Origin of the sequence: Rhizobium giardinii bv. giardinii H152 (genome assembly GCF_000379605.1) — a bacterium.
GTDB classification, from domain to species: Bacteria; Pseudomonadota; Alphaproteobacteria; order Rhizobiales; family Rhizobiaceae; genus Pararhizobium; species Pararhizobium giardinii.
In genome coordinates, this window is record NZ_KB902601.1 from 1 (window position 1) to 1328 (window position 1328).

Genomic DNA, 1328 nt, shown 5'->3' on the forward strand with positions numbered 1-1328 from the left:
AATGATACGGGCGGCTCCGTAGCCTGCATCCGCCCGCATGGTGATTGGGGTTGTCCCGGCATGGTTGGCGGTGCCCTCAACCGTAATCCTTTGCCAGGAGATACCTTGCAGGTTCTCCACCGCTCCCAGGGCGATCCCCTCCCTTTCCAGGACAGGGCCCTGTTCAATGTGAAGTTCTACGTAGGCAAAGGGCTTCAGGAACCCGGGCGCTTCCGCTCCAGCATAACCGATGCGTTTGAGTTCCTCGCCGAGGATCGCTCCATCGGTGCCGACCGTCGAGAGCGCGGCATCCAGGTCCAAGCCTCGGGCGTAGACCAGCGACCCCATCATGTCAGGTGCGAACCGCACACCCTCCTCATTGGTGAAGGCTGCAACCGAAATTGGACCTTTCGGCCGAAAATTTGCTGTTTTGAGCGCCTGTATTACCTCAAGCCCCGCGACAACGCCGTAGCATCCATCGTAAATGCCGGCATTGATGACGGTGTCGATATGTGAGCCAAGCATGAGAGGCTGGCAGTCTTCAGTTCCGGCCGGGCGCCATATACCAAAGATATTGCCGATACGGTCGACTGCAACGTCGAGACCTGCTTGATTAAGCCAGGAAACGAAGAGGTCTCTCCCAAGTTTGTCGCCGTCAGATCCAGCAAGCCGGACAAGTCGCCCCCCAGCGTCACGTCCAATATTTCCAAGCTCCTCGAGACGCCCTAAGAGACGGTCTCCATCAACCGAGATATCGCTCATATCTGACCTTTAGATTTCGGCGTGAGGCGTTGCTGCCTCAGCTTGGTTTTGTTCATTGNAAATCGCTCGCGCTGCCATCGTTACTCCTTCAGATGCGGACAAATTCCGCCAGTCGGCCGTCCTCTTTTCTTCGCTCAGCCAGTAGCGCCGGAGATCCGTCAAACACGATCTGGCCTTTCTCCATAAAGATGACCCGGTCGGAAACCTCCATTGCAAACTTCATCTCGTGTGTGACGATCACCATAGTTCGGCCTGATCGCGCCAGCGCGGCCATGATCCGGAGCACTTCGCCGACGGTTTCGGGATCAAGCGCGGATGTGGGTTCATCGAACAAGAGAATCGACGGGTGCATTGCGAGCGCACGCGCTATGGCGACACGCTGCTGCTGGCCTCCGGAAAGTTGATGCGGATACTTGTTCTCGTGGACAAGCATTCCGACGTCGTTGAGAATGGTCCGCGCTTCCTGCCGAAGCTCCGAAACACTTGCGCGCTTGTGATACAGGGGGCCGATCATGACGTTCTCAAGCGCTGTGCGGTGCGGGAAGAGATTGAAGTTCTGGAAAACCATTCCGATCCGGAGCGCGTCG

At 57.3% G+C, this 1328-nt stretch carries 2 protein-coding genes; both read right to left on the reverse strand.

From position 1 onward, the window contains the following. On the reverse strand, positions 1 to 741 hold a 741-nt coding region (locus tag A3AY_RS0108785), incomplete at its 3' end, for a hydantoinase/carbamoylase family amidase (protein WP_018325308.1). 88 nt (positions 742 to 829) lie between these two features. Continuing rightward, the gene (locus A3AY_RS0108790) at positions 830 to 1309 is read right to left on the reverse strand and encodes an amino acid ABC transporter ATP-binding protein (RefSeq protein ID WP_040668382.1); all 480 of its coding nucleotides are present in this window, start codon (positions 1307 to 1309) and stop codon (positions 830 to 832) included. Positions 1310 to 1328 lie beyond the last annotated feature (19 nt).